At 74.1% G+C, this 22,945-nt stretch carries 17 protein-coding genes and 1 pseudogene; 8 read left to right on the top strand and 10 right to left on the bottom strand.

All coding sequences use genetic code 11. The features are described from left to right. Positions 1 to 207: 207 nt before the first annotated feature. Positions 208 to 639: pseudogene (locus FHS37_RS19285) on the top strand (roadblock/LC7 domain-containing protein); the annotation flags it as partial. A 73-nt stretch (positions 640 to 712) separates the two neighbouring features. On the opposite strand, the gene FHS37_RS19280 reads toward FHS37_RS19285, so the two are convergent. Then, the gene (locus FHS37_RS19280) at positions 713 to 1,141 is read right to left on the bottom strand and encodes a PPOX class F420-dependent oxidoreductase (protein WP_184822853.1); all 429 of its coding nucleotides are present in this window, start codon (positions 1,139 to 1,141) and stop codon (positions 713 to 715) included. Between the two features lie 119 nt (positions 1,142 to 1,260). Between FHS37_RS19280 and FHS37_RS19275 the strand changes: the two genes are divergently transcribed. After that, positions 1,261 to 1,674: a roadblock/LC7 domain-containing protein gene (locus tag FHS37_RS19275; protein WP_184822850.1), complete on the top strand. Its 414-nt coding sequence runs from the start codon at positions 1,261 to 1,263 to the stop codon at positions 1,672 to 1,674. Between the two features lie 954 nt (positions 1,675 to 2,628). Here the strand turns inward: FHS37_RS19275 and FHS37_RS19265 are convergent. Both FHS37_RS19265 and FHS37_RS19260 read right to left on the bottom strand, forming a co-directional pair. Next, positions 2,629 to 3,498 carry an acyl-CoA thioesterase gene (locus tag FHS37_RS19265; RefSeq protein ID WP_184822846.1) on the bottom strand — a complete coding sequence of 290 codons (870 nt, stop codon included), beginning with the start codon at positions 3,496 to 3,498 and terminating at the stop codon, positions 2,629 to 2,631. Positions 3,499 to 3,517: 19 nt separating this feature from the next. Further along, the gene (locus FHS37_RS19260; protein WP_184822844.1) at positions 3,518 to 6,031 is read right to left on the bottom strand and encodes a DEAD/DEAH box helicase; all 2,514 of its coding nucleotides are present in this window, start codon (positions 6,029 to 6,031) and stop codon (positions 3,518 to 3,520) included. Positions 6,032 to 6,176: 145 nt separating this feature from the next. On the opposite strand from FHS37_RS19260, the gene FHS37_RS19255 reads away from it, so the two are divergent. Next, entirely contained in the window at positions 6,177 to 6,971 is a 795-nt protein-coding gene (locus FHS37_RS19255) for a metal-dependent hydrolase (protein ID WP_184822842.1), read from the top strand. A gap of 20 nt (positions 6,972 to 6,991) precedes the next feature. Here the strand turns inward: FHS37_RS19255 and FHS37_RS19250 are convergent, their stop codons facing one another. From FHS37_RS19250 to FHS37_RS19230, 5 genes are all read right to left on the bottom strand, one after another. Continuing rightward, positions 6,992 to 7,246: a type B 50S ribosomal protein L31 gene (locus FHS37_RS19250; RefSeq protein ID WP_184822840.1), complete on the bottom strand. Its 255-nt coding sequence runs from the start codon at positions 7,244 to 7,246 to the stop codon at positions 6,992 to 6,994. A gap of 68 nt (positions 7,247 to 7,314) precedes the next feature. Continuing rightward, positions 7,315 to 7,785: a DUF5709 domain-containing protein gene (locus FHS37_RS19245; protein ID WP_184822832.1), complete on the bottom strand. Its 471-nt coding sequence runs from the start codon at positions 7,783 to 7,785 to the stop codon at positions 7,315 to 7,317. A 574-nt stretch (positions 7,786 to 8,359) separates the two neighbouring features. After that, complete coding sequence (locus FHS37_RS19240) at positions 8,360 to 10,141, bottom strand: ABC transporter ATP-binding protein (protein WP_184822830.1); 1,782 nt, start codon at positions 10,139 to 10,141, stop codon at positions 8,360 to 8,362. After that, a complete protein-coding gene (locus FHS37_RS19235; protein ID WP_184822828.1) occupies positions 10,138 to 11,943 on the bottom strand; it encodes an ABC transporter transmembrane domain-containing protein in 1,806 nt (601 codons plus the stop codon). Before FHS37_RS19235 ends, FHS37_RS19240 begins: the two co-directional genes overlap by 4 nt. Positions 11,944 to 12,154: 211 nt before the next feature. Then, positions 12,155 to 12,619, bottom strand: coding sequence for a MarR family winged helix-turn-helix transcriptional regulator (locus tag FHS37_RS19230; protein WP_184822826.1), 465 nt, complete (start codon positions 12,617 to 12,619; stop codon positions 12,155 to 12,157). Positions 12,620 to 12,721: 102 nt separating this feature from the next. Between FHS37_RS19230 and FHS37_RS19225 the strand changes: the two genes are divergently transcribed. Further along, positions 12,722 to 14,524, top strand: a complete 1,803-nt coding sequence (locus FHS37_RS19225; RefSeq protein ID WP_184822824.1) for an ABC transporter ATP-binding protein — start codon at positions 12,722 to 12,724, stop codon at positions 14,522 to 14,524. A 43-nt stretch (positions 14,525 to 14,567) separates the two neighbouring features. Next, entirely contained in the window at positions 14,568 to 15,413 is an 846-nt protein-coding gene (gene mltG / locus FHS37_RS19220) for an endolytic transglycosylase MltG (protein ID WP_184822822.1), read from the top strand. A gap of 51 nt (positions 15,414 to 15,464) precedes the next feature. On the opposite strand, the gene FHS37_RS19215 is transcribed toward mltG, so the two are convergent. Beyond that, entirely contained in the window at positions 15,465 to 16,580 is a 1,116-nt protein-coding gene (locus FHS37_RS19215; RefSeq protein WP_184822820.1) for an NAD(P)-binding domain-containing protein, read from the bottom strand. A gap of 83 nt (positions 16,581 to 16,663) precedes the next feature. Here FHS37_RS19215 and FHS37_RS19210 point away from each other — a divergent pair, with 83 nt between their 5' ends. Together FHS37_RS19210 and FHS37_RS40550 are read left to right on the top strand one after the other, a co-directional pair. Continuing rightward, a complete protein-coding gene (locus tag FHS37_RS19210) occupies positions 16,664 to 17,086 on the top strand; it encodes a secondary thiamine-phosphate synthase enzyme YjbQ (RefSeq protein ID WP_184822818.1) in 423 nt (140 codons plus the stop codon). 287 nt (positions 17,087 to 17,373) lie between these two features. Continuing rightward, positions 17,374 to 19,491: a LamG domain-containing protein gene (locus tag FHS37_RS40550; protein ID WP_184822816.1), complete on the top strand. Its 2,118-nt coding sequence runs from the start codon at positions 17,374 to 17,376 to the stop codon at positions 19,489 to 19,491. Positions 19,492 to 19,607: 116 nt separating this feature from the next. Here FHS37_RS40550 and FHS37_RS19200 read toward each other — a convergent pair whose 3' ends face one another. After that, positions 19,608 to 22,277: a helix-turn-helix transcriptional regulator gene (locus FHS37_RS19200; RefSeq protein ID WP_184822814.1), complete on the bottom strand. Its 2,670-nt coding sequence runs from the start codon at positions 22,275 to 22,277 to the stop codon at positions 19,608 to 19,610. A gap of 287 nt (positions 22,278 to 22,564) precedes the next feature. On the opposite strand from FHS37_RS19200, the gene FHS37_RS19195 reads away from it, so the two are divergent. Next, positions 22,565 to 22,942 (top strand): ATP-binding protein, encoded by a 378-nt coding sequence (locus FHS37_RS19195; protein ID WP_184822813.1) that lies wholly within the window; start codon positions 22,565 to 22,567, stop codon positions 22,940 to 22,942. Positions 22,943 to 22,945: the final 3 nt, after the last annotated feature.

Genomic DNA, 22,945 nt, shown 5'->3' with positions numbered 1-22,945 from the left:
CCCCGCGCGGTGTCCGGTCGGCTGGAGTCCTTCCTCGCCGAGGCGGAGAGCCTGCGCCCGCTGCGGACGGCGGTGCGCGAAGGACGCGCGGGCTGGGCGCGGACGTACGACGGCCTACCGCGACGGCTGGGCGCGCGGAGGCGGCGGACGACCCGGCCGCGGTGCCACCCCGGGACCGGCCGAGCAGAGCAGTGAAGGAGATCCCGCATGATCCAGGACCCGCGCACCGGAACCGGCCGGCGGTCCGGTGAACTCGACTGGCTGCTGGACGACATGGTGCTGCGCGTCGGCGACGTACGGCACGCCGTGGTGCTGTCCGACGACGGACTCGCCGTGGGCGCCTCCGGCGGACTCGGACGCGAGGACGCCGAGCACCTGGCAGCGGTCGCCTCCGGCTTCCACAGCCTCGCCAAGGGCGCGGGCCGGCACTTCGGAGCCGGCGGAGCGCGCCAGACCACGGTCGGGATGGACGACGCCTTCCTGTTCGTGGCCGTCGCCGGAGACGGCTCCTGCCTCGCCCTGCTCACCGCCGTGACCGCCGACATCGGTCTGGTGGCCTACGAGACGGCGCGGCTGGTCAAACGCGTCGGCGAGCACCTCCACGCCCCGCCGCGCGTCGGTGCGCGGCCCTCCGCCGCCCCGGGCGGATGCGCACCGCCCGGCTGCTCGACTCGGTGGGATGACCGTGGGGCGGCCGCTGCGGGCCCGGGTCTCAGTCCGCGACGCCCTTCTCCGCCAGGACCTTCTCGATCGTGACGCGGACGAGGAGTTCGCCGGGCACGCCGTTGCGGGCCCCGAACTCCCCGGCGCGGTCCTCGCCCATGTACCGCGCGCCGATCCGGGCGGCCCAGTGCCGGAGCTCCCCGAGGTCCTCCGAGAGCCGTGCCCGGCCGTGCAGCACCACGTAGGAGAACGGTGGCCGGTCGTCGTCCACGCAGAGGGCGACCCGCCCGTCACGGGCCAGGTTGCGCCCCTTCACGGTCCGCGCGCCGGTGTTGAACACCACGTCGTCCCCGTCGACCAGGAACCAGATCGGGGCCACGTGCGGACTTCCGTCGGCGCGTACGGTGCAGAGCTTGGCGGTGCGGGTCCCGTACGAGACGAACTCCCGCCACTCTTCGTCGGTCATCTTCTGTCCCATGGCCCCCATCCTCCTTGCCCGGCGCCCGGTCGTGGGGAAGGCTGGCGCGGAGACCCTCCCGCCAGGAGGGGACGGCACGCGGGGAAAGCCACGGGGAAGAACACGGGGAGATTCACGGCATGACGCAGAACCAGGGACTCGACTGGCTGCTGGACGACCTGACCCAGCGCGTCGAACACGTGCGGCACGCGCTGGTCCTGTCCAACGACGGGCTGGTGACGGGCGCGAGCACGGGGCTGCGCCGGGAGGACGCGGAGCACCTCGCCGCCGTGTCGTCCGGGCTGCACAGCCTCGCCAAGGGATCGGGACGGCACTTCGGCGCGGGCGGGGTGCGCCAGACGATGGTCGAGTTCGACGACGCGGTGCTCTTCGTCACCGCGGCCGGCACCGGCAGTTGCCTGTGCGTCCTCAGCGGTGCCGAGGCCGACATCGGGCAGATCGCGTACGAGATGACCCTCCTGGTCAACCGGGTCGGCGAACATCTGGACGTGGACACCCGACAGCCGGATCCCGGCCCTTCCACAGGCCTTTGACCTGCGTGTTCGTCAGCCCTCGTGGAGTTCTCCACAGGACTGCCGCGGAGCGTGACGGTGCGGCTACGGTTTGTCCGGGCGGGTGCGCACGGCGCCCGGCCGCCCACACTCCACGGGGGAGACGAGCATGTCCGGACACCACGCCCTCACGCACGACGCCACCGCCACCGCCGCCGCCGCCGTCGCCGTCGCTGTCGAACGGGCCACGGCGGCGGGTGACACCCGGGTCACGCCCGGCCGCGCGGCCCGGGAACCGGGTGGGGCCGGCACGTTTCCGAGGGGGTGCTGTCCCCGTCCCGGAGACGTCGTGTGGTCCCGCGCCTGCCGGCCGACGGGCCGTCGGCGGCGGTCGCGCATCAGCTCCACGGGCCACTCGGGCTGCACGGTCCCGCCGGTCGGCCCGAACTCCGCCGTGCACGGCTCGATGTCGAGCACCGGAGTGCCGTCCACGGCGTCCAGGCCGGCCACGTGCACCTCGGCCCGTCCACCCGCAGGAGCCGGCAGCGGGAGACGCCCAGCCGGTTGGGCCGGTTCTTGCCGCGCTGGGCGAGGATCCCGGCCAGCGGCCAGTCGGTGGTGCCCCCGGGGGTGTCGGGCGCCGGTCCGGACCTTCTCCGGCGGCACCCGGTCGAAGTGGCACACCACCTCCAGGTGCGGGAAGTCCTCCAGGGCGAAGAGTGCCTCGGGGCCGAACCGGCCGGAGTCCAGCCGGATGACGGCCGGATGACGGCCGTCTCCTCGCCCCAGTGGTCGTCCTCGACGGCCCCGAGCCCGCCGGCCACCCGCCCGGCCGGCACACAGGTCACCGTGCCGACGGGAGCGCCGGAGGGCTTTGGACCCGCGGCGGGCGGGGCGCCCCCGTCCTCGGACGGGACGTTGTCGTCGTGCCGCGTGTGATCCTCCTCGTGCTTCCGGTCGCACCGGGGACGATCTTGACGGCGTAGGGAGCCGGGATCAGCCCAGCCTGCGGAAGAGCCCCTCCTGGACGACCGACACCAGCATGCGCCCGTGCAGGTCGTAGATCCGCCCGCGGGCCAGGCCCCGTCCGCCCGTGGCGATCGGCGACTCCTGGTCGTACAGGAACCACTCGTCCGCGCGGAACGGGCGGTGGAACCACATGGCGTGGTCCAGCGACGCCATGTCGAAGCCGCGCGGGCCCCACAGCGGTTCCACCGGGATCCGGACGGCGTCCAGGAGGGTCATGTCGCTGGCGTAGGTCAGGGCGCAGGTGTGCACCAGCGGATCGTCACCGAGCGGACCGACCGCGCGCATCCACACCGCGCTGCGCGGCTCGGCGCCCTTGACCTCGTCCGGGTCCCAGCGCAGCCGGTCCACGTAGCGGATGTCGAAGGGCTGGCGGCGCGCCATCCGCTCCAACTGCTCCGGCAGCGCGCCCAGGTGCTCGCGGATCTCGTCGGTGACCGTCGGCAGCGACTCCGGGTCCGGGACCGTGCGGGCCGGCGGCAGCTGGTGCTCGAAACCCCCCTGTTCGGGCCTGTGGAAGGAGGCGGTGAGATTGAAGATCGTGCGGCCCTGCTGCACCGCGGTGACCCGGCGGGTCGTGAACGACCGCCCGTCCCGCACCCGTTCGACCTGGTACACGATCGGCACCCCGGGCCGGCCCGGGCGCAGGAAGTACGCGTGCAGCGAGTGCACGGGGCGGTCGCCCTCCGTGGTGCGGCCCGCGGCGACCAGTGCCTGGCCGGCCACCTGGCCGCCGAAGACCCGCTGCAGCGACTCCTGCGGGCTGCGGCCACGGAAGATGTCGACCTCGATCTGCTCCAGGTCGAGCAGATCGACGAGTCTCTCGGCCGGGTTCGTCATGGGTGGGTCTCTCCTGTGCTCACAACTGGCCGACATCGGTGACGCGGACGACGGCGCGGCCCTCCGCGTCGGAGGCCGTGAGGTCGACCTCGGCGCTGATGCCCCAGTCGTGGTCGTCGTTCGGGTCGTCGAAGATCTGCCGGACCCGCCACAGCGCGTTCTCCGGCTCCTCCTCGATCAGCAGCAGCTTCGGCCCGCGGGCGTCGGGACCGGTGCCGAGCTCCTCGTACTCGTCCCAGTACGCGTCCATCGCCTCGCCCCAGGCGTCGGCGTCCCAGCCCGACTCGGCGTCCAGTTCGCCCAGCTCCTCCACCTGGTCGAGGGCGGCCAGCTCGACGCGGCGGAACATGGCGTTGCGGACCAGGACGCGGAAGGCGCGCGCGTTGGCGGTGACCGGCTTGACCTGGTCGGCCTTCTCCTGCGCCTCCTCGGCCGTCACCTCCTCCGGATTGGCCAGCTGCTCCCACTCGTCCAGCAGGCTGGAGTCGACCTGGCGCACCGTCTCGCCCAGCCAGGCGATCAGGTCCTGAAGGTCCTCGGACTTGAGGTCGTCCGGGATGGTGTGCTCCAGGGCCTTGTAGGCGCCGGCGAGGTAGCGCAGCACGATGCCCTCGGTGCGCGCCAGCTCGTAGAACGACACCAACTCGGTGAAGGAGAGCGCCCGTTCGTACATGTCCCGCACCACCGACTTCGGCGACAGCGGATGGTCGCCGACCCAGGGGTGGCTCTTGCGGTAGGTGTTGTACGCGTGGAAGAGCAGCTCCTCCAGCGGCTTCGGGTAGGTGATGTCCTGGAGGCGCTCCATGCGCTCCTCGTACTCCACCCCGTCCGCCTTCATCGCGGCGACCGCCTCGCCGCGCGCCTTGTTCTGCTGGGCGGCGAGGATCTGGCGCGGATCGTCCAGCGTGGACTCCACCACCGACACCATGTCCAGCGCGTACGACGGCGACTCGGGGTCCAGCAGCTCGAACGCGGCCAGCGCGAAGGTGGACAGCGGCTGGTTCAGCGCGAAGTCCTGCTGGAGGTCCACGGTGAGGCGGACGATGCGGCCCTCGGCGTCCGGCCGGTCCAGCTTCTCGACGACGCCGCCGTCCAGCAGCGACCGGTAGATGGCGATCGCCCGCCGGATGTGCCGCAGCTGCTGCTTGCGCGGCTCGTGGTTGTCCTCCAGCAGGCGCCGCATGGCGTCGAAGGCGTTGCCCGGCCGGGCGATCACCGACAGCAGCATCGTGTGCGTCACCCGGAAACGGGACGTCAGCGGCTCCGGCTCGGAGCCGATGAGCTTCTCGAAGGTCTGCTCGGTCCAGCCGACGAAGCCCTCGGGCGCCTTCTTGCGCACGACCTTCCGCCGCTTCTTCGGATCGTCCCCCGCCTTGGCCAGCGCCTTCTCGTTCTCGATGACGTGCTCGGGCGCCTGCGCGACGACGAAGCCCTCGGTGTCGAAGCCGGCGCGGCCGGCCCGGCCCGCGATCTGGTGGAACTCACGGGCCCGCAGCGTGCGCACCCGGTTGCCGTCGTACTTGGTCAGGGCCGTGAACAGCACCGTGCGGATGGGGACGTTGACCCCCACGCCGAGCGTGTCCGTACCGCAGATGACCTTCAGCAGTCCGGCCTGCGCGAGTTTCTCCACCAGGCGCCGGTACTTGGGCAGCATGCCGGCGTGGTGCACGCCGATGCCGTGCCGGACGTAGCGGGAGAGGTTGCGGCCGAACCCGGTGGTGAAGCGGAAGTTGCCGATCAGCTCGGCGATCTGGTCCTTCTCCTCGCGCGTGCACATGTTGATGCTCATCAGCGCCTGCGCCCGCTCCACCGCCTGCGCCTGGGTGAAGTGCACGATGTAGACGGGTGCCTGGCGGGTCCCCAGCAGATCGGTGAGCGTCTCGGTGAGCGGCGTGTACCGGTACTCGTAGGACAACGGCACGGGCCGGGTGGCCGAGCGGACCACCGCCGTGGGACGGCCGGTGCGGCGGGTGAGGTCCTTCTCGAAGAAGGAGACGTCGCCGAGCGTCGCCGACATCAGCACGAACTGCGCCTGCGGAAGCTCCAGCAGCGGGATCTGCCACGCCCAGCCGCGGTCCGGCTCCGCGTAGAAGTGGAACTCGTCCATCACGACCTGGCCGACGTCGGCGTCCTTGCCGTCGCGCAGCGCGATCGACGCCAGCACCTCGGCGGTGCAGCAGATGACCGGGGCGTCGGCGTTGACCGACGCGTCACCGGTGAGCATGCCGACGTTCTCCGTGCCGAAGATCTTGCACAGTTCGAAGAACTTCTCCGACACCAGCGCCTTGATGGGGGCCGTGTAGAAGGTGACCTCGTCGCGGGCCAGAGCGGCGAAGTGGGCGCCCGCGGCGATCATGCTCTTGCCGGAGCCGGTGGGCGTCGACACGATCACGTTCGCCCCGGAGACCACCTCGATCAGCGCCTCCTCCTGATGGGGGTAGAGCGTGAGACCGCGCTCCTGGGCCCAGGACTCGAAGGCTTCGTACAGGGCGTCGGGGTCGGCGGTCGGCGGCAGCTGATCGATGAGGGTCACGCCCCCATCTTGCCTGGCCTCCCGCCCGATGCGGGAATCGGATGCGGGTACGAAGATCGCGAACGCTACGCTGTGTCGCCGACGGAGCGTCGACGCGCCCGGTCAACCGGCCGGTGGCGGACGAGGAATGGGGCGGGCAACGACGATGATGGGACCAGCACACTCACTGTCGGGCGCCGCGGCCTGGCTCGGTGTCGGTGCGGCGATGGCCGCGGCCGGACACCCGATGCCCTGGCCGGTCCTCCTGGTCGGCGCCCTGGTCTGTGCCGGTGCCGCGCTCGCCCCGGACCTGGACCACAAGGCGGCCACCATCTCGCGGGCCTTCGGGCCGCTGTCCCGCTGGCTGTGCGAGATCGTCGACAAGCTCTCCTACGCGGTCTACAAGGCCACCAAGAAGCAGGGCGACCCGCGCCGCTCCGGCGGGCACCGCACGCTCACGCACACCTGGCTGTGGGCCGTGCTGATCGGAGCGGGCACCGCGGTCCTGGCGATCACGGGGGGCCGCTGGGCGGTGCTGGCGATCCTCTTCGTGCACATGGTGCTGGCCATCGAGGGCCTGCTGTGGCGGGCGACCCGGGGCTCCAGCAGCGATGTCCTGGTGTGGCTGCTGGCTGCGACCAGCTCGTGGATCCTCGCCGGTGTCCTGGACGAGCCGGGCAACGGATCCGACTGGCTGTTCACCGCGCCGGGCCAGGAGTACCTGTGGCTGGGCCTGCCGGTCGTCCTGGGCGCGCTGGTGCACGACATCGGGGACGCGCTGACCGTCTCCGGCTGCCCGATCCTGTGGCCCATACCGGTGGGCCGCAAGCGCTGGTACCCGGTCGGCCCCCCGAAGGCCATGCGGTTCCGGGCGGGCAGCTGGATCGAGCTCAGGGTGCTGATGCCGGCGTTCATGCTGCTGGGCGGCGTGGGCTGCGCGGCGGCGCTCAACGTGATCTGAGGGCCGCGCGCGCCCGGGACTCAGCCGGACCCCTCACCGCCGTACCGGCGCTCGAACCGGGCGACGCGGCCCTCCGTGTCCACCGTCCGGGCCTTGCCCGTGTAGAACGGGTGGCTCTCCGAGGAGATCTCCACGTCCACCACCGGGTAGGTCTCGCCGTCGTCCCACTCGATGGTCTGGTCGCTCGTCGCCGTGGACCGGGTGAGGAAGGCGTAGCCGGCGGCGCGGTCGCGGAAGACGACGGGGTGGTAGTCGGGGTGCTTGTCCTGCTGCATGAATGCTCCTCGGGCGACTCGGGTGACTCGGGCAGGCGTGACGGCGGGGCGACGGCGGGTCCGGCGGGTCAGCCCGGCAGGGCGTCCTCGTCGACGATGTGCACGGCGGCCTCCTCGGCGGAGGCGGCCGCGCCGTCGATGCCGACGTCGTTCGCGACCAGGGCCTCCTCCTCGTCCTCGTGCGCCCCTTCGTCGGGGGCCACGAGCCGGCCGGAGCGTGCGGCGCCGACCTCGTTGTCCAGGAGTTCACCGTCGGTGTCCTGGGAGTCGCCCAAGCCGTCGCCGTCGGGTACGCCGATGTCCGGGAGCTCTTCGGAGAGCCGCTGGTCGAGCGTCTCCCCCCGCAGGCGCTCCGCCGCCGTCACCCCGACGTGCTCCACGGCCCAGGGCCGCTCGGGAGGGGACCAGCCCGGGTCCAGGGGGTCGTCGGTGCCCTCGAACGCGAGGGTGTCCTCGGTGTCGAGCACACCCGTGTCCTCGAGCTGCCCGTCCTGCTGGGGCTGGTAGACGTCGTCTCCCCATCCGTCGGCGTTGTTCACGGATACCTCCAGGGGGTGGGGACGAACCCGCTGTCACCGCGGTCCGCGCGGGACCGCCGCTGCACGGGGCACAGGCGCCACCCGTGCCCGGTCCGCCGGGCCCCGGGCGTTCCCCGAGCCGGTGCCTGACTCCAGCCTTCCACCGGTGTTCCCCACCGCGCAACGGCACGCCCGGCCGGGACGCCGCCTCCGCCCACGACCGGGCGGCGGGACCGGGACCTGCCGTCCCGGGAGGCCGAAGCCCCGATCCCGCCGCGCCCCGCCACGACCCACCGCGTCCCGCCGGGAGCCGCGTGCGCTGCCCCGCCCGGCACGGACCACTCCTGACCGCTGGGGGAGCGCCGCCGGCTTCGGGGCCGTTCCGGTCTCCCGCCGTCCGGTCTCCCGCCGTCCGGTCTCCCGCCGTCCGGCCTCCTCGCGCCTCGACGGCCTCGGTCACGGGCCGGGCGCACTCCCCGTCCGAGTCGGCCCCGCGGTGCCGACGGCGAGCGCCCTGCCCGGGGAGGCGCCGGCTTCGCGCGGAGGCCTGGTGCGGCTGCCCGGCCCGAGGCCGCGCCGCGCCCGGAGGGCCCCCTCACCCGTGCCAGGACCGCCACAGCGCCGCGTACGCCCCGTTCGCGGCGACCAGCTCGTCATGGCTGCCGAGCTCGCTGATGCGGCCGTCCTCCACGACGGCGATGACGTCCGCGTCGTGGGCGGTGTGCAGGCGGTGGGCGATGGCGACGACGGTCCGGCCGTCCAGGACGCGGGCCAGGGAGCGCTCCAGGTGACGCGCCGCGCGCGGGTCGAGCAGCGAGGTCGCCTCGTCCAGGACCAGCGTGTGCGGATCGGCCAGCACCAGCCGGGCCAGGGCGACCTGCTGGGCCTGGGCCGGCGTGAGCGACAGGCCGCCCGAGCCGACCTCGGTGTCCAGGCCGTCGTCGAGCGCACGGGCCCACCCGTCCGCGTCGACCGCGCCCAGCGCCGCCCAGAGCTCGGCGTCCTCGGCGTCCGTCCGGGCGAGCCGCAGGTTGTCGCGCAGCGAGCCCACGAAGACGTGGTGCTCCTGGTTGACCAGGGCCACATGCGCCCGGACCCGCTCCGCCGTCATCCGCGACAGCTCGGCATCACCCAGGGTGACCCGGCCGTCCCGGGGCGCGTAGATCCCGGCGAGCAGCCGGCCCAGGGTGGACTTGCCCGCGCCCGACGGGCCGACCAGCGCCATCCTGGTCCCCGGGGCGACCTCGAGCGACACCTTGCGCAGGACGTCCACGCCCTCGCGGTAGCCGAAGTGCACCCGCTCCGCACGCACCCGCCGCCCGTCGGGGAGCAGCGCGGCGTCACCGGCGTCGGGCTCGATGTCCCGGACCCCGACCAGCCGGGCCAGCGACACCTGGGCCACCTGCAGCTCGTCGTACCACCGCAGGATCAGCCCCACCGGGTCGACGAGCATCTGCGCGATCAGGGCGCCCGTCGTCAGCTGGCCGACGCCGATCCAGCCCTGCAGGACGAACACCCCGCCGATCATCAGCACCGAGCCGAGCACGGTCACGTGCGTGATGTTGACGACGGGGAAGAGCACCGACCGCAGCCAGAGCGTGTAACGCTCCCAGGCCGTCCACTCCCTGACCCGCCGGTCCGACAGCGCCACGCGGCGCGCGCCGAGGCGGTGGGCCTCGACGGTCCGCCCCGCGTCCACGGTCTCGGCGAGCGCGGCGGCCACGGCGGCGTACCCGGCCGCCTCCGAACGGTAGGCGGCCGGCGCCCGCCGGAAGTACCAGCGGCAGCCGGCCACCAGCAGCGGCACGGCCACCAGGACCGCCGGTGCCAGCTCGGGCGCCGTGACGACCAGCCCGCCCAGCAGCAGGACGGCCCACACCACGCCGATGGCCAGCTGGGGCACGGCCTCGCGCATGGCGTTGCCGAGCCGGTCGATGTCGGTCGTGATCCGCGACAGCAGATCACCCGTGCCCGCCCGCTCCAGCACACCCGGCGGCAGTCCGACCGACCGCACCAGGAAGTCCTCGCGGAGGTCGGCCAGCATCCGCTCGCCGAGCACCGCCCCGCGCAGCCGCACCTGCCGGACGAACACCGCCTGGACGACCAGCGCCAGCACGAACAGTGCGGCCGTGAGCCCCAGGTGCAGCTCCCGCGCCCGGTCCGGGACCCGCTCCACCAGGTCGCCCAGCAGGTAGGGACCGACCATCGAGGCGACCACGGCGACGGTGTTCACGGTGATCAGCAGGAGGAAGGCCCGCCGGTGCCGGCGCAGCAGCTCGGCCACGTAGGCGCGGACGGTCGCGGGAGCACCCACGGGCAGGGTGCCGGCCGTGGTCGGGGCCGCCGGGTCGTAGGCCGGTGGCGCCACGCCGATCATGCTGTCTCCTCGATCTCTTCCAGTCGGTGCAGTACGTCGTCCCCGCGCAGGGCGTCGGCCGCCAGGACCTCCTCCTCCGTCTCGCGCGTCACCACGGCCCGGTACCGGGGCTCGGTGCGCACCAGCTCGCGGTGGCCGCCGACCGCGGCGACCGTGTCGCCGTGCAGGAACACGACCCGGTCCGCGCGGTCCAGCAGCAACGGGGAGGAGGTGAACACCACGGTGGTGCGGTTCGCCCGCAGCTCGCGCACGCCCCGGGCGACGCGGGCCTCGGTGTGCGAGTCGACGGCCGAGGTCGGCTCGTCCAGGACGAGCACCTCCGGGTCCGTGACCAGCGACCGGGCCAGCGCGAGCCGCTGGCGCTGCCCACCGGACAGGGACCGCCCGCGCTCGGTGATCCGGGCGTCCATCGGGTCGTCGGCGTCCAGCGAGCCCTGCACCAGTGCCGCCAGCACGTCCCCGCACCGCGCGGCGTCCAGCGCGTCCCGCGGGTCGACCGCACCGGAGGCGGGCACGTCGAGCAGCTCGCGCAGCGTGCCGGACAGCAGCACCGGATCCTTGTCCTGCACGAGGACGGCCCGGCGGGCGGAGTCCAGCGGCAGTTCGTCGAGGGGCACCCCGCCGAGCAGCACCGAGGTGCCCGGTTCCGAGGCGTGCCCGCCGAGCCGTTCGGCCAGCCGTCCCGCCGCGTCCGGATCCCCGCACACCACGGCGGTGAACAGGCCCGCGGGCGCGAGCAGACCGGTCGCCGGGTCGTACAGGTCACCGGCGGGGGCCTCGGCGGCACGCGACCCAGAGGTGTCCGTGGCCCGCTCCAGCGACAGCACGCTCGCGGCCCGCTTGGCCGAGGGGCGCGAGAAGGAGTAGGCCATCGCGATCTCCTCGAAGTGGCGCAGCGGATACGTGAGCACCATGACCGAGCTGTAGACGGTGACCAGTTCGCCGACGGCGATCCGGCCCTCGCGGGCCAGGTGGACGCCGTAGCAGACCACCGTGATCAGCAGCAGCCCCGGCAGCAGCACCTGGATCGCGGCGATCAGGGACCACATGCGCGCGCTGCGCACGGCGGCGTGGCGGACCTCCTGGGAGGCGCGGCGGTAGCGGTCGAGGAACAGCTCCTCACCACCGATGCCGCGCAGCACGCGCAGCCCGGCGACGGTGTCCGAGGCGAGTTCGGTGGCCCGGCCGGCCTTCTCGCGCTGGACGTCGGCCCGCCGGGTGGCGCGCGGCAGCAGCGGCAGCACCGCGATCGCCAGCACGGGCAGCCCCACGGCCACGATCACGCCGAGCGCCGGCTGGTAGACGACGAGACCGACGCAGACCAGCACGACGGTGACCGCCGCCGCGGTGAACCGCGACAGGGCCTCCACGAACCAGCCGATCTTCTCGACGTCACCGGTGGAGACGGCCACGACCTCACCGGCCGCGACGCGCCGCGTCAGCGCCGCACCCAGCGTCGCGGCCTTGCGGGCCAGCAGCTGCTGGACGCGGGCGGCGGCGGTGATCCAGTTGGTCACGGCCGCGCGGTGCAGGAAGGTGTCGCCGACCGCGTTGCCGGCGCAGGCCAGCGCCATCAGGCCGCCGGCCAGCGCGAGCCGGTCCCCGGAGCGGTCGACGGCGGCCTGGACGGCGACCCCGACGCAGAACGGCAGCGAGGCGACGGAGGCGAAGTGCAGCAGGCCCCAGGCCAGCGACGTGAGCTGCCCGGACAGTTGGTTCCGGAAGAGCCACCACAGGAATCGGGGACCCGAGCGCGCGTCGGGCACACCCGGGTCGGAGAACGGAAGGTCTTGGATCTGCATGACGTCCCAGTGACTCGGGTCGGGAGGGCGGCGGAGTGGGCGCGAAGCGGCCGGAGGGGAGTGCGGGCACGTCGCACGCCGCCGCCGGACGGCAACAGCAAACCGTGACAGGTTGACGCCGCTCAGTGCCGGGAGGCAACCGGTTTTCCCCACCACCGCGCGGAACCGGCTGCCGGGGGCCGGGCCGACCGGCCGCCGCCCGGGACGCGGGTCACACGGAGGTGTCGCCGTGCCGCGGGACGGCCGTTCCGTCGATCAGGGCGTTCAGCAACTCGCCCAGCGCTTCGCGCTGTTCGTCCGCCAGCGGGGCCAGGATCTCCTCCGCGGCGGCCCTGCGCGCGGCGCGCAGTTCCCGCAGCGCGGCGCGTCCGTCCCCGGTGAGCTCGATGCGGATCACCCGCCGGTTGGCCGGATCCGGCACGCGCCGTACCTTGCCGCTCGCCTCGAGCCCGTCGACCAGCGTGGTGACGGCCCGGGGCACCACCTCCAGCCGCTCGGCGAGGTCCGCCATGCGGGGCGGCGATCCGTAGTGCGCGAGGGTGCGCAGCAGACGGGACTGGGCAGGGGTGACACCGAGCTCGCGCCGCTCCAGGTGACGCTTCTGGATGCGGTGCACCCTGCGGGTGAGCCGGAGCAGCTGCTCGGCCAGCAGGCCGTCGGGGTCGGGGGCGGTCATGCGGGAACAGTAACAGGATGCCGTTCATTGTGAGTACAGGTAACAATGAGCTGAGCTCAGCCCGCCTCCGGACCACCCCTGACGTCCGTCCCGAAGGAGACCATGCACCCCGACCGCGAACCCACCTGGACCCCGCCCGCCGGCGCCGAGGGGCAACCCCGGCAGGTGCGGCGCATCCTGAGGCTCTTCCGCCCCTACCGGGGCCGTCTCGCGATCGTCGGCCTGCTCGTCGGCGCCGCGTCCCTGGTCTCGGTCGCCACGCCGTTCCTGCTGAAGGCGATCCTCGACGTCGCGATCCCCGAGGGCCGCACCGGACTGCTCAGCCTGCTCGCGCTCGGCATGATCCTCGGTGCGGTCCTCACCAGCGTCTTCGGCGTGCTGCAGACCCTGATCTCGACGACCGTCGGCCAGCGCGTCATGCACGACCTGCGCACCGCCGTCTACGGCCGGCTCCAGCGCATGTCGCTCGCCTTCTTCACCCGCACCCGCACCGGCGAGGTCCAGTCCCGCATCGCCGACGACATCGGCGGCATGCAGGCCACCGTGACCTCCACGGCGACCTCCCTGGTCTCCAACCTCACCAGCGTGGTCGCCACCGTCGTCGCGATGCTCGCGCTCGACTGGCGGCTGACCGTCGTCACGCTCGTCCTGCTCCCGGTGTTCGTCTGGATCAGCCGCCGCGTCGGCGACGAACGCAAGAAGATCACCACCCAGCGCCAGAAGCAGATGGCCGCGATGGCCGCCACGGTCACCGAGTCGCTCTCGGTCAGCGGCATCCTGCTCGGCCGCACCATGGGCCGTTCCGACTCCCTGACCGGGGCGTTCTCGGACGAGTCCGAGCGTCTGGTCGACCTGGAGGTGCGGTCGAACATGGCCGGCCGCTGGCGCATGGCCGTCATCACGATCGTCATGGCCGCCATGCCGGCCGTCATCTACTGGACGGCCGGGATCGCCCTGCAGACGGGCGGCCCCGGGGTCTCCATCGGCACGATCGTCGCCTTCGTCTCGCTCCAGCAGGGTCTGTTCCGCCCGGCCGTGAGCCTGCTGTCCACCGGCGTCCAGATCCAGGCCTCGCTCGCGCTCTTCCAGCGCATCTTCGAGTACCTGGACCTCCCGATCGACATCACCGAGCGCGAGGACCCGGTGCACCTCGACCGGATCAAGGGCGAGGTCCGCTTCGAGAACGTCACCTTCCGCTACGACGACAGGAGCGGCCCCGTCCTCGACGGCATCGACATCACCGTCCCCCCGGGCGGCAGCCTGGCCGTCGTCGGCCCGACCGGCGCCGGCAAGTCCACGCTCGGTCACCTCGTGCCGAGGCTGTACGACGTCACGGGCGGCCGGGTCACCCTCGACGGGGTCGACGTCCGCGACCTCGACTTCGACACGCTGGCCCGTGCGGTGGGCGTGGTCTCCCAGGAGACCTACCTCTTCCACGCCTCGGTCGCCGACAACCTGCGCTTCGCCAAGCCCGACGCCACCGACGAGGAGCTGTACGCGGCGGCGAAGGCGGCCCAGATCCACGACCACATCGCCGCCCTGCCCGACGGGTACGACACGGTCGTCGGCGAGCGCGGCCACCGCTTCTCCGGCGGTGAGAAGCAGCGCCTGGCGATCGCCCGCACCATCCTGCGCGACCCGCCGGTCCTGGTGCTCGACGAGGCCACCAGCGCCCTGGACACCCGGACCGAGGCCGCCGTCCAGGCGGCCATCGACGCGCTGTCGGCCGATCGCACCACGCTCACCATCGCCCACCGGCTGTCCACCATCCGGAGTGCCGACCAGATCGTGGTCCTCGACTCCGGCCGCGCGGTCGAGCGCGGCACGCACGAGGAGCTGCTGGGGCGGGGCGGGCGCTATGCGGCCCTCGTGCGCCGGGACGCCCGACTGGAGCCGACAAGATGAAGATATGCCGGATTTGCGGGGGTGTGCGGGTTACCGTGCCCGCATGCAGACGAACACTCCGTCACGGAGCACGATCCGACTGACGCGCCGGGGCCGTCTCGCCCTCGTCGCGACCGGGGCCGTCGTGGCCGGCACCGCCGTGGGGGTGCCGCTGCTGACCCTGCGTGACGACGGTGCCCCCCGTCCCACCACACTGGTGATCCCGGAGGGACGGCGTGCGAGCCAGGTGTACACGGCCATCGACAAGGCACTGGAACTCCCCGCGGGCACCGCGAAGAGGTCCGTCGCGAAGGCCCGCCTCAAGCTGCCGGAGGGGGCCGAGGGCAATCCCGAGGGCTATCTCTTCCCGGCGACGTATCCGCTGGGGGAGAAGACGACCCCGGAGAAACTGCTGGCGCGGATGGTCGACACCGCCGACAGGAAGTTCAACGGAGCCCCGATCGCCGCGGGCGCGCAGCGCAACGCCATGAACGTGTACCAGGCGGTCACCGTCGCGAGCATCGTCCAGGCGGAGGCCTCCACCAAGGCCGACATGGGCAAGGTGGCCCGGGTGATCTTCAACCGGCTGGAGCGCGGGATGCCGCTGCAGATGGACTCGACCGTCAACTACGCGCTGGGCCGCTCGACGCTGCGCGCGAAGGTGACCGACACCGAGGTCGACAGCCCCTACAACTCCTACGAGCGCATGGGGCTGCCGCCGACCCCGATCGGCAACCCCGGCGAGGACGCGATGCGCGCCGCGATCAACCCGGCCCCGGGCGACTGGCTCTACTTCGTCACGGTCACGCCGGGCGACACCCGCTTCACCGCCGACTACGAGGAACACCGGCGCAACGTCGCCGAGTCCGAGGCCCGGCAGCGCAAGAGCGGCGAGCAGCCGGAGAAGTGAGCCGGGCCGCCCGCGGGAGCGGGCGGCTGCGCACTCCCGCTCGGCCGGACGTCACGCGGCGACCCGCTCCTCCACCAGCAGCCGCCTGATGTCCCGTACCGCCGCCCGCCCCGCCCGGTTGGCGCCGACGGTACTGGCGGACGGGCCGTAGCCGACCAGGTGGACGCGAGGATCGGCCACCGCGCGCGTTCCCTCGACGCGGATCCCGCCACCCGGTTCCCGCAGCCGCAGCGGGGCGAGGTGGTCGACGGCGGGACGGAAGCCGGTCGCCCACAGGATGACGTCGGCCGCCACGTGCCGTCCTCCGCCGGGCTCCCGGCCGCGCTCGGGCAGGGAGGGTCCCCGCCCCCACTCCACGCCGTCGGGCGTGATGCGGTCGAACACGGGCTGCCGGTCGAGCACACCGTCCGCGAGACCCTGCCGGATCGCGTCGTTGAGCGGCAGCCCCGTCACCGAGACGACACTGCGCGGCGGCAGCCCCTGCCGCACCCGCTCCTCGACGAGCGCCACGGCCGCCCGCCCCGCCCCCTCGTCGAAGGGGCCTTCACGGAAGACCGGCGGCCGCCGGGTCACCCAGGTGGTCGAGGCCGCGTACGGCGCGATCTCCAGCAGGTGCTGGGTGCCCGAGGCGCCGCCGCCCACCACGACCACCCGCTGCCCGGCGAACGCCTCGGGCCCGGGGTACTGCGCGGTGTGCAACTGCCGCCCCAGGAAGGTCTCCTGCCCCGGGTAGCGCGGCCAGAACGGCCGGTCCCAGGTCCCGGTGGCGTTGATCAGCGCCCGCGCCGACCAGGTGCCGTCCGAGGTCTCCACGAGCAGCCGCCCCCCGGCCCCCTCCCGCACGGCCCGCACGTCCACCGGGCGCCGTACCCGCAGGTCGAAGGTCCGCTCGTAGCGGTCGAAGTACGCGGCGATCACCTCGGAGGAGGGCCGTGCCGGATCGGCGTCCGTGAGTTCCATGCCGGGCAGCGCGTGCATCCCGTGCACCTTGCCGTACGTCAGCGAGGGCCACCGGAACTGCCACGCGCCGCCCGGACCGGGGGAGTGGTCGAGCACCACGAAGTCGCGGTCCGGCTCGAACCCGGTCCGCCGCAGGTGATAGGCGCCGGACAGCCCCGCCTGTCCCGCGCCCACGACGACCACCTCGACCTCACGTATGCGGTTCACGTTTCCACCAACGAGCCGCGGGCCGCGGATCTTCCCGTGGACGGTCCCGGCGGGGCCCCGGCACATGGGCCAGGATGGAGGGCATGCCAGATGCCTTCACCACCCGAGTCCTGACCGTCGCCACCGGCTCCTCGGAGAGGGTCGTCGACATCACCGGCGACTGCGAGTCCTTCCTGCGGGAGGCGGCGGCCGGCCGCGACGGCCTGCTGAACGTCTTCGTGCCGCACGCGACAGCCGGTATCGCCGTCATCGAGACCGGCGCCGGCAGCGACGACGACCTCCTGGCCGCCCTGCACACCCTGCTGCCCGCCGACGACCGCTGGCAGCACCGCCACGGCAGCCCCGGCCACGGCCGCGACCACGTCCTCCCGGCCCTCGTCCCGCCCCACGCCACCCTGCCGGTGGTGGACGGACGGCTGGAGCTGGGCACCTGGCAGTCGGTGTGCCTGGTCGACACCAACCGGGACAACCCCGATCGCCGGGTGCGGTTGTCGTTCCTCGGGTAGCTCCGTGGCGGCCGTGACCGCGGGAGCGGTGCCCGGCCGTACCGGACGAGGGGGCACGCCGCCCCGGGCCGGGACGCGCGAGCCGTCCCGGCCCGGGGCGGCGCCACGGTTCCGAACCCGCCGGAAAACGTTGTGAACGCGTTCGAGGAGGGGCCTATAGTCGTGCAGCCCGAGACTGATGGTGAGCATGACAGCCGCTGGTCTCCGCGTGGCCCGCTGCGCGAGCCGAAGGCGGCGAACCGCCCTCGCGCAGGACCGGACGACCGAAACAGGGGGGACCCGACCGCATGAACACGCACTCCGGCCGGCGCGCCAGGAACGCCGCCGCCACGGGACTGGCAGCCGCGCTGCTCGCCGCCGCTCCCGCGACGGCCACGGCGGCGGAGGAGAACCTCCCCCCGCTCCGGCCGAACACCGGGACCCTCACCGCCGACTGGAACAAGGCCTGCTCCGACGAGCCCGTCCACGTCCCCCGCGCGCCCGAACTCCGGGCCGTCGTCGAGGACACGGCGCAGGACAACCAGGAGGGGGAGACCAACGGGGCCGGCGCCGAGTTCGAGCTCTGGTGGACCGACGCCGACGGAACCGAACAGCGACGCACCCACACCTCCGGCGTCGTGCACTCCCCCGTCACCCAGCTGTGGCGCACCCCTTCCGACCTTCCGGCCGACACCGTCGTCTCCTGGCACGTCCGGGCCGTCGACGCCGACGGCGCGACCTCCGCCTGGAGCGACGAGACCCCCGGCGTCACCTGCCGGTTCGTCATCGACACGGTCAGCCCCGAACCGGCGACGGTCGTCTCGGAGCAGTACCCGGACGACGCCGGCGGCTGGCACGGCGGCGTCGGCGTCTACGGCAGCTTCACGTTCGACTCCCCGTCCGAGGACGTCGTCGAGTACGTCTACTCCTTCCTCGGCTCCGCGCCCGAGCGGGTCAGGCCCGAGGAACCGGGCGGACCGGTCACCGTCCGGTGGATGCCGGAGGAGAGCAAGCCCTACTACCTGGAGGTCACCGCCGTCGACCGGGCCGGGCGTCCCAGCTCCCGGACGACCTACTGGACGCGCGTCGCCGCCGGCCGCGCCCCCGTCGCCCACTGGACGCTCGCCGATCCGGCCGGAGCCGGCAGCGCCGCCGCCGAGACCGGCCCCGTGGCCCGTGCCGGGAAGGGCGTCGTCTTCGGCGCCCCCGCTCCCTCCCGCACCGGCCTCACCTCGACCGTCACCCTCGACGGCCGGGGCAACGGCTACCTCACCCCGGACGTCCCCGCGACGGACACCGCCAGGACCTTCGTGCTCTCCGCCTGGGTCCGTCCCGCCGCCACCGACACCCCGATGACGGTGGCCAGCCAGGACGCCGCCGACGGCACCTCCGCCTTCACCCTCGGCCTGCGCCCGGCCGCGGACTCCCGGGCCACCTGGGCCTTCCGCTACGGCGGCACCACCCTCACCGGCGGCAGCGCCTCCGCCGGCGGCTGGGCCCACCTGACCGGCCTGTACGACGCCGAGGACGACAGCCTGCGCCTCTACGTCAACGGCGAGGAGGTCGCCGCCGAGACCGGCGTCGCCCCGACGGCCGCCCCCGGCGCCTTCCAGATCGGCCGCGCCCGCGGCGACGCCGGCGCGCGCTGGCAGGGCGAGATCGGCGACGTCCGCGTCTGGGACCGGGTCGTGCCCCGCAAGGAGATCGAGAGGATGGGTTCCCGTCCCGCCGAACTGGCCGCCGCCTGGGACATCGAGCGGACCGCCGACGGGGTGGTCCCCGACCGGAAGGGCGGACGGCCGCTCACCCTGCACGGCGGAGCCGGCTTCTACACACCCGACTACGAGGCCTGCTTCGAAGACCCCGAGTGCGTCGAGTTCCCGGCGGACGCCCTCGACGGCGACGACCACCTGGCCCTGGACGGCACGGACGACCACGCCGCCACCGGCGGCCCCGTCGTCGACACCGCCGACAGCTACAGCGTCGGCCTGCGGGTCCGGTTCGCCGACACCACCCCCGACCGGCCGATGACCCTCCTGTCCCAGGGCGACGCCGACAGCGACGCCTTCCAGGTCCGTTACGACCCGGCCGCGTCCGAGTGGCAGCTGGTCGTCACCCACGGCAGCGAACCGGGCGCCGCGCGGACCGTGACCACCGGGCCCGGCGCCCCCACGCCCCACTCCGACGACGTGGTCGTCGTGCACGACGACTCCGAGGGCCGCATCACCCTGTACGTCCGGGGCGAGGCCGTGGCCACCGCGGAGTTCGACGCCTCCTGGAGCGCCCCCGGTCCGCTTCAGATCGGCCGCGGTCACACCGCCGACGGCGGCTGGGGCGAGTACTTCCACGGCGGGGCGGACACCGTACGCGTCTTCGGCGGAGCCCTCACCGCGTCCCAGGTGAACTCGTTCGCCCACCTCACCTGAGGTCCGCGGGAGCGCCCCGCCGTGGTGCCGCACGGGGGTGCGGTGCCGCAACGGGGCGACCGCGGCGCCGAAGCGGGGCCCGGCCCGTCCGGGGCACGGGTCCCGCGGACGCGCAGTCAGTCCGGAGCAGGCCCGAGGACCCGGGCGAGCTGCTGGCGGGAGTGCACTCCGGTCTTCTGGAGGGCCCGGGCGATGTGCTGCTCGACCGTGCGCGGGGACAGGTGCAGCGTGGCGGCGATCTCCCGGTTGGACATGCCCGCGGCGGCGAGTTCCGCGACCTCCGCCTCCCGCGGCGAGAGCACGTCGCCGTAGCGCGGGCGGCCAGGAGGCCGACGTTCCCCGGTGGGCCGGTGAAGGCGCAGATCGGCGCGGGTGCGGGCGGCGTCCCAGGTGGCGCCGAGGGCGTCGAAGGCCGCGGCGCAGTCGGTGAGGGCGGCCACGGCGGACCCGCCGTCCTCCCCCTGGGCGAGGGCGCACCGGGCGGCGCTCGCCGCGGTGAGGGCCGCGTGGTACGGCCGGGCGAGCGACCGGTAGGCGGCGGCGCTCCTCTCGTAGCACGCGACGGCCTCGGTCCGCTTGCCCGTGTGCTCGGCGAGGACACCGCGGGTCCACTCCAGGGCGGCGTCCGCCGACGGGGCGTCGTGGCCGGCCAGACCGGCGGCGAACTCCTCGGCCATCGCACCCGCCTCCAGCGCGTCCCCGGCCCGCAGGGCCGCCTCCACCGCCCACGGGGCGAGCTCGGCGGCCCAGGCCCAGATCTCCTTGGCGCGCAGCCGTCTCCACGCGGCGGCGGCCTCGGCGGCCGCGCCGACGTCGTCGTGCGCGAGGGCGAGTCTGATCAGGGCGCCGGACACGGTCGCCGAGATCGGCACGGGGCCGGTGTCGAGGTCGGCCGCGCCGGGGCCGGTCAGGTGGTGGAGGGTGTCGGCCCATTCGCCGCGGGCGAGGCAGAGCAGGCCGAGGACCATCCGGGCGTCGGAGGCGAGGTAGGGCATGTCGCCGGCCTCGGCGACGAAGGCGCGGCACCGGTCGGCGAGTCCGGACCACTGCCCGGTCGCCCAGTCGAGGACGAGGGCGCAGCCCCGGCCGGTCTGCTCGGCGTAGGCGGCGCCGCTGCGCGCGGCCAGGGCGACGCCCTCGGCGAGCAGGGCGCGCGCCTTCTCGTACCGGCCGAGCCACACCACCGCGTCCGCCGCGTTGCACAGGCCGCGGGCGGTCTGCTGCCGGCAGCCGACCAGGTCGCTGTCACGGGGCAGGCGCTCGATGAGCGGCCAGGCCGCCGGATCGCCGCTGTTGAGCAGGACGCTCACCCGGTTCGCGGCGACGGCGGCCTGGACGACGGGGTCGCCCGACTCCTCGGCGAACGACACGGCTTGCTCGATCCACAGGACGTTCTCGGCGAACGACGCGTCAGGCCCGTACGGCATCGCGAGCGCCGACAGCGCCCGGGCCAGCGGAACCGGCCGGCCGGCCAGGTCGTCCACCGCGCGGGCGAGTTCGTCCCGCCCCTCCGTGACCTCACCCGTCTGGTTGCACAGCAGCAGGCCCAGGTCCAGGCGGATCTCACCGCGCACCGCAGGGGGGAGGCCGGGGTCGGCCACGATGTGCCGGAGGACCTTCAGCGTCTCGTCGGAACGCAGACCCACGACGGCGCTGCGGGCCAGCAGCATGGCGAGCCGGGAGCGGGCCCGCTCGGGGACCGGTCCGGTCGCCAGAGCCGATTCCAGCAGGCCCACGGCGCGCTGCTGTTCACCGGCGTCCTCGAACTGTCGGGCGGCGCGCTCGACGGCCCGCAGCCAGCCCCGCTCGTCACCGCAGGCGCGGCGGTGGCCGGCCACGCGTTCCCACGGGACGGGCTGGCGCCCGGCGAGCAGGCGTGCGGCCCGCCGGTGCAGCACTTCGCGGACGGGCCCGGTCACCGAGCGGCGGACGGCGGCTGCGGCGAGCGGTGAGCCGAAGCCGTACCTGCCGTCCCCGCGTTCCTCGAGCACGGCGGCCCGCAGCGCGGCGGACAGGCCGTCGGGGCCGGCCCGGCCGGAAAGCCCGGCCACGGCCGCGAGGTCGCGGGACGTGGCGGGCTCGTCGAGGACGGCGGCGGCGAAGACGATCCGCCGGTGCTCCTCGGGCACGGTGGCGGCGCGCCGCAGCGTCAGGGCGGCGAGCCGGGGAGGGACGCCGAGCCGGTCGAGGTCGCCGGGGTGCGGCCGGCCGGTGACGGGGCAGCTCGCGGCCAGCAGGTCGAGCAGGTCGGCGACGGTCTGGGCGACACCGCCGCAGGCGTGGTGCAGGGCGGCGGCCAGGCCGGCCGTACAGCGGTCCGCGCCCAGTGCGTCGGCGGCCATCCGGTGGACGTCCGGGACGCCGAGCGGCCCGAGGACGTGCCGTACGACCGTGAGGGCGGCCGGGAACTCGGTGCCGGGGCCGAGGACCAGCCCCGGTTCGGCGAGCTCCTCGGGGCGGTAGCTCAGGACGCACGCGAGGCGGGCGGGCGGGTCGGCGAGCAGGGCCCGCAGGCGGGCGGTGTCGGCGGCCGGCGCCCGGTGCACGTCCTCGACGACGAGCAGCACCGGCCCGTCACCGGTCGGCGGCTCGCCGGGGACGGTCCGGCGCACGGAGCCTGCCACCGCCTTACCCAGCCGGTCCACCAGGCGGCTCTTGCCGGTGCCGGCGGCGCCCTCGACCAGCAGCAGCACGGGCCGGCCCGTCGTCCTCGTGTCGAGGGCGGAAGCGAGCCGTCCTGCCAGCACGGCCTCGGCTTCGGCCACCGCCCCGGCGGTGTCCGGCATGGTCCGTCCCCCCCGTCCCGGGCGCCACACCCATTGTTTGCGTATCCGTACTCAGTCTGCCCTGATTGCCATGTGCCCCGGGAGGCGGGCAGCGTGGGATCCCTGAGACCTCGTGGCCCGCCGGACCGGCGTGGCCGGCTGTCGGCGAGGTCGGCCGCGCGACGAGGAGTCCGGCGTTGAGACACGTGACTGATCCGGCCCCGGTCCGGGCGTTCCCCCCGGAAGCCGGGCCGTCGAGCCGCGAGCGGCTGCCCGGGAGGGGGTCTTCGCGCACCGCACGGTTCCTGATGGTGGTCGCCCTCCCGGCGTCCGCGCGCGCCGTGCCGCGGTTGCGGCGGCTGGCGCGGGCGGTGGTCCGCAGCCACCGGCTGCCCGACGCGGCGGAGGAGGCGCTCACCGTGATCGTCAGCGAACTGGGGACCAACGCCGTCCTGCACAGCGGCAGTCCCGACCTGTCGGTGATGTTCGAGATCGACGGCACCTCGCTGACCGTGGGGGTGCGCGACCGGGGACGCTGGCGGCAGCGCCCCGCGCCCCGCTGCGAGTCGGCCGACATGGACGCCGCGTTCGGCCGCGGGCTCGTCCTGGTCGACGCCTACTCCGTGGACACGTCGGTGCTGCGCTCCGCCGAGGGGACGGTGGTGCGGGCCGTGATCGCCCTGTGACGC

The organism is Streptomyces griseomycini (assembly GCF_014203535.1).
Taxonomy (GTDB): domain Bacteria; phylum Actinomycetota; class Actinomycetes; order Streptomycetales; family Streptomycetaceae; genus Streptomyces; species Streptomyces griseomycini.
This window is presented reverse-complemented; position numbering and strand designations above follow the sequence as displayed.

Coding starts and splice junctions, on each gene's coding strand:
- FHS37_RS19230 (WP_184822826.1), bottom strand. CDS start 12,619: ATGACCGCCCCCGACCCCGACGGCCTGCTGGCCGAGCAGCTGCTCCGG.
- FHS37_RS19275 (WP_184822850.1), top strand. CDS start 1,261: ATGACGCAGAACCAGGGACTCGACTGGCTGCTGGACGACCTGACCCAG.
- FHS37_RS19210 (WP_184822818.1), top strand. CDS start 16,664: ATGCCAGATGCCTTCACCACCCGAGTCCTGACCGTCGCCACCGGCTCC.
- FHS37_RS19195 (WP_184822813.1), top strand. CDS start 22,565: ATGGTGGTCGCCCTCCCGGCGTCCGCGCGCGCCGTGCCGCGGTTGCGG.
- FHS37_RS19280 (WP_184822853.1), bottom strand. CDS start 1,141: ATGGGACAGAAGATGACCGACGAAGAGTGGCGGGAGTTCGTCTCGTAC.
- FHS37_RS19255 (WP_184822842.1), top strand. CDS start 6,177: ATGATGGGACCAGCACACTCACTGTCGGGCGCCGCGGCCTGGCTCGGT.
- FHS37_RS40550 (WP_184822816.1), top strand. CDS start 17,374: ATGAACACGCACTCCGGCCGGCGCGCCAGGAACGCCGCCGCCACGGGA.
- FHS37_RS19200 (WP_184822814.1), bottom strand. CDS start 22,277: ATGCCGGACACCGCCGGGGCGGTGGCCGAAGCCGAGGCCGTGCTGGCA.
- FHS37_RS19235 (WP_184822828.1), bottom strand. CDS start 11,943: ATGCAGATCCAAGACCTTCCGTTCTCCGACCCGGGTGTGCCCGACGCG.
- mltG (WP_184822822.1), top strand. CDS start 14,568: ATGCAGACGAACACTCCGTCACGGAGCACGATCCGACTGACGCGCCGG.
- FHS37_RS19250 (WP_184822840.1), bottom strand. CDS start 7,246: ATGCAGCAGGACAAGCACCCCGACTACCACCCCGTCGTCTTCCGCGAC.
- FHS37_RS19240 (WP_184822830.1), bottom strand. CDS start 10,141: ATGATCGGCGTGGCGCCACCGGCCTACGACCCGGCGGCCCCGACCACG.
- FHS37_RS19225 (WP_184822824.1), top strand. CDS start 12,722: ATGCACCCCGACCGCGAACCCACCTGGACCCCGCCCGCCGGCGCCGAG.
- FHS37_RS19265 (WP_184822846.1), bottom strand. CDS start 3,498: ATGACGAACCCGGCCGAGAGACTCGTCGATCTGCTCGACCTGGAGCAG.